The following is a 4,091-nucleotide window of genomic DNA, read 5'->3' on the forward strand; positions in this document are numbered from 1 at the left end:
GCTAGTTGTACTGACCGGGGACGTTAGTTGACTTGCGTGGCATCGCCCGGGCTCTGTATCCTCGGCCGCATGTACTCAGGCATCGCCTCGATGAAGCTGCGTTCCGTCCGCTGACGGCGGCGGGACCCCTTATGACCTCTCGTCTGCCGTCCTGGCCATCTGCCGGGCGGCCGCTTCGTGGTGCCCGGCTCCATGACGAGCTGAAAGTACGCAATGCCAACCACAGAACCTTTACGATCATGTGCCTGGATCGGGACATCCCAAGGGCCCGCTGCACACATCCGCGCTGAATCACTCCACCTGACACTCGGCGACAGGCCGCTGCTGAGTGGGACTGACGTCACCGTCTCCACCGGGTCGCGACTGGCGATCGTCGGCGACAACGGCCGGGGCAAGACCACCTTGCTCCATATACTGGCGGGGATCTTGAAACCCGACTCGGGAGTGGTGACCCGGGTGGGTTCCCTCGTCCTGGTCAAGCAGGACATGGCCACCGAGGGCGATCGCACGGTCGGTGACCTCATTGCCGAGGCGACCGCCCCATCCAGGGCCGCTCTGCAGGCCCTCGACGTGGCTACCGCGGCGCTGGCCGCGGGCGATGACGCGGCCGACGCTTATTCCGCCGCACTCGAGGCGGCCACGCGGCTGGACGCCTGGGATGCAGACCGCCGTGTTGACATCGCCCTGGCGGGCCTGAACGCCTGTAGCGACCGCGATCGGGTCCTGTCGACCTTGTCGGTCGGCCAGCGGTACCGGGTACGGCTGGCGGTCGCCCTCGGATCGACCCCTGACCTGTTGCTGCTGGACGAGCCCACCAACCACCTGGACGCTGCAGGGCTGTCCTTCCTGACTGAGCGCCTGCGGGACCACCCCGGTGGCCTGGCCTTAGTCAGCCACGACCGCGCCCTGCTGCGCGACGTGGCGACCAGCTTCCTGGACCTCGACCCGACCCGCGATGGCCTTCCGCGCACCTACGCGGGCGGTTACGAGGGCTGGATCGAAGGGCGGCAACGAGAACGGGCCGCCTGGGAGCAAGACCATGCCGCCCAGGTCGCCCGGCATCAGGAACTGACCCGCGCCGCCGCCGACGCACGCTCCCGCCTGTCCCAGGGTGGATGGAGACCTGAAAAGGGCACAGGCAAGCACCAACGTGCCACACGCGCTGCTGGAGTGGTCCAAGCCTTCAACCGACGTATCGAAGACCTGAAAAGTCATGAAATCGGCGTCCCGGCGCCGCCACTGCGTCTTGCGTGGCCCGCCTCGGCAACCCGTGCCGGACAGAGCATCATGAACGCCACCCAGGTTACTGTGAAGGGCCGATTGGACGCTCCGGTTTCGGTCGACGTGAACGGCGGTGACCGGTTGGTGGTCGCCGGACCGAACGGCGCGGGAAAATCCACCCTGTTGGCACTTCTCGCAGGGCGGCTGGCCCCCACCACGGGACATGTGCGAGTTAATCCGAGAGCGCGCATCGCTCTGCTGTCCCAAGAGGTCCCCGACTGGGACCGCTCCAGCCCCGCACACGAGGTCTATGAGGCCTACCTGGCGAAGCTAGGCCGTCGAGCTCAGGCGCCGTCCCTCGGCTCGCTCGGGCTGCTCGAAGCCTCCGCAACCGGCACGCCGGTGGGGCGCTTGTCGCAAGGACAGCAACGCCGTCTCCACCTGGCCATGTGTCTGGCCCAGGATCCAGACCTGCTGCTCCTGGACGAGCCCACCAACCATCTGTCATCGAGCCTCGTCGACGACATCACCACCGAGCTGCTGCAGACCTCCTGCGCGGTGATCGTTGCCACGCATGACCGTCAGATGCTCCACGACCTGGCCGACTGGCCCCACCTGAACCTTGACCTGAAGGACATGCCATGAACCCGCTTCACCCCTTGACCATCCCCACGTACCGTCAGCTGTTCGCAGCGATGGTGCTGACCATCTTCGCCCAGGGTGCCTGGGCCCTCTACCTTGCCATGCAGACCCTCGACCTGGGCGCCACGCCAGCCGCCCTGTCGGGTGTCGTAGTCTGGAGCGGCATTGGCCTGCTTGCAGGATCCCTCCCAGCTGGCGTAATCGCAGACCGGTTCCCCAATAAGTCCGTCATCGTGAGCGTGCTCACCCTGAACCTCACCATCGCGACCGCGACGTCCACGGCAGCAATCCTCGACATTGTCACCTTCTGGATGCTCGCGGTCTCCGCGTTCATCATTGGCACTTCAACCGCATTCTTCTTCACCGCCTACACGGCGCTGGTGCCAGTCCTGGTGGACGGCGACGACTTAATGGCCGTCAACGGCCTCGAAGGCGCCGCCCGCCCGTTGGTCGGACAGGCAATTGCGCCCGCCGCCGTCGGAGCGGTCATCGGTGCCAGCATGCCCGCCGCGGGCGGGTACCTCATCGCCGGCGCGCTCGGACTCGCCCTGATCGCCGCCCTGCGGCTTCCTGCCCCTTGCTCAGCCGAGACCGACGCCGAAGCTCCGGCCACCTCTGCGCTGCGGGACCTGCTCGACGGGTTCGGCTACGTCGCCCGCACGCGCTGGGTTCGCTCCAGCGTGCTGTTGGCGGCCGCCATGGGCCTGGCCGTGACCGGTCCGCTGGAAGTTCTCCTGCCCGCGGTCATACGCTCGACCCATGACAACGGTCCGGCTGTGTACGGAGTCGTCCTCGGAGTTCTGGGCGTCGGCGGCCTGGTGGGTTCCCTCGTCGCCGGCTCATGGCCCACCCCCTCACACTTCCTGCCCGTAATGGTCGGCGCATGGGCACTCGGCTGCCTTCCACTGGCCATCCCCGCACTCACCAACAATCCGTGGATCATCAGCGCCGGACTGGCGGTCTACGGTGCGTCGATCGGAGTCGGGATGGTCATCTGGGGCACGGTCCTGCAGGAACACGTACCGCTGGAGATGCTCGGCCGAGTCGCCAGCCTCGACTTCTTCATCTCCATCGCCTTCATGCCACTGTCCATCGCACTCACCGGACTCCTCAGCCGACACATCGCCGCTGCCAGCTTGTTCATCGCCGCCGGACTCGTGCCGCTCGCCACGACGATCCTCCTTGCAGTCCTGGGGCAACTCCGAACGCCGCGGACGACGCCCGTCGCAGCAGGTGAGGAGTGATGCACGCCAACGCCACCCTGACACCTCGCCACCGGCTCAAGGTGGCCCAGCTCGTCGTCGACGACGGTTGGCCCATCAGCGAAGTCGCCGCCCGCTTCCAGGTCTCCTGGCCGACCGTGAAGAGGTGGGTCGACCGCTATCGCGCCGGCGAGTCGATGCAGGATCGCTCGTCCCGGCCGAAGACCTCACCGAACAAGACGGACAAGGCGACGACGAAGCGGTGCGTCAGCCTGCGGATACGGCTGCGTGAGGGCCCCGTGCAGCTCGCCGCCCGACTCGGCATCGCGCCCTCGACCGTCCACCGCATCTTGGCCGGTGCCCGACTGAACCGGCTCTCCTACATGGACCGCGAGACTGGCGAACCGATCCGCCGGTACGAACACCCCCACCCCGGCTCCCTGGTCCACGTGGACGTGAAGAAGCTCGGGAACATCCCCGACGGCGGCGGCTGGCGCTACGTCGGCCGCCGCCAGGGCGACCACAACCGAACGGCGACACCGGGTAAGCCGAAGAGCAAGTGGCACAACCCCAGGCTCGGGTACGCGTTCGTGCACACCGTCATTGACGACCACTCCCGCGTCGCGTACACCGAGGTCCACGACGACGAGACCGCCGTCACCGCGGTCGGGGTCCTGCATCGGGCTGTGGCGTGGTTTGCCGATCGCGGCGTCGCCGTGGAGCGGGTGCTGTCCGACAACGGTGGCGCCTATCGCTCGCACCTGTGGCGGGACACCTGCGAGGCCCTCTCGATCACCCCGAAGCGGACGCGTCCGTACCGGCCGCAGACCAACGGCAAGGTAGAGCGCTTCCACCGGACCATGGCCGACGGGTGGGCCTACGCCCGCTGCTACACCAGCGAGCAAGAACGACGCGACGCCCTGCCGGATTGGCTGCACCAGTACAACCAGCACCGCCCGCACACGGCCTGCGACAACCAGCCGCCGTTCTCACGATTGATCAACGTCCCCGAGCAGTACAGCTAGT

At 67.2% G+C, this 4,091-nt stretch carries 3 protein-coding genes; all 3 read left to right on the plus strand.

Going from position 1 to position 4,091, the window contains the following annotated elements; genetic code table 11:
• Positions 1-213: 213 nt before the first annotated feature.
• Genes QKE19_RS11110 through QKE19_RS11120 form a run of 3 tightly spaced genes read left to right on the plus strand, consistent with a single transcriptional unit; the run spans position 214 to position 4,090 of the window.
• Positions 214-1,866, plus strand: a complete 1,653-nt coding sequence (locus QKE19_RS11110) for an ATP-binding cassette domain-containing protein (protein WP_347891078.1) — start codon at positions 214-216, stop codon at positions 1,864-1,866.
• Positions 1,863-3,107, plus strand: a complete 1,245-nt coding sequence (locus tag QKE19_RS11115) for an MFS transporter (RefSeq protein ID WP_347891079.1) — start codon at positions 1,863-1,865, stop codon at positions 3,105-3,107. The genes QKE19_RS11110 and QKE19_RS11115 overlap by 4 nt, the downstream gene beginning before the upstream one ends.
• Positions 3,104-4,090, plus strand: coding sequence for an IS481 family transposase (locus QKE19_RS11120; protein WP_165765420.1), 987 nt, complete (start codon positions 3,104-3,106; stop codon positions 4,088-4,090). The genes QKE19_RS11115 and QKE19_RS11120 overlap by 4 nt, the downstream gene beginning before the upstream one ends.
• Position 4,091 lies beyond the last annotated feature (1 nt).

Origin of the sequence: Corynebacterium sp. c8Ua_99 (genome assembly GCF_039907185.1) — a bacterium.
GTDB lineage: Bacteria > Actinomycetota > Actinomycetes > Mycobacteriales > Mycobacteriaceae > Corynebacterium > Corynebacterium jeikeium_D.

Excerpts from the sequence above, each read along its gene's own strand:
- QKE19_RS11110 (WP_347891078.1), top strand. The coding sequence starts at position 214 with ATGCCAACCACAGAACCTTTACGATCATGTGCCTGGATCGGGACATCC.
- QKE19_RS11115 (WP_347891079.1), top strand. The coding sequence starts at position 1,863 with ATGAACCCGCTTCACCCCTTGACCATCCCCACGTACCGTCAGCTGTTC.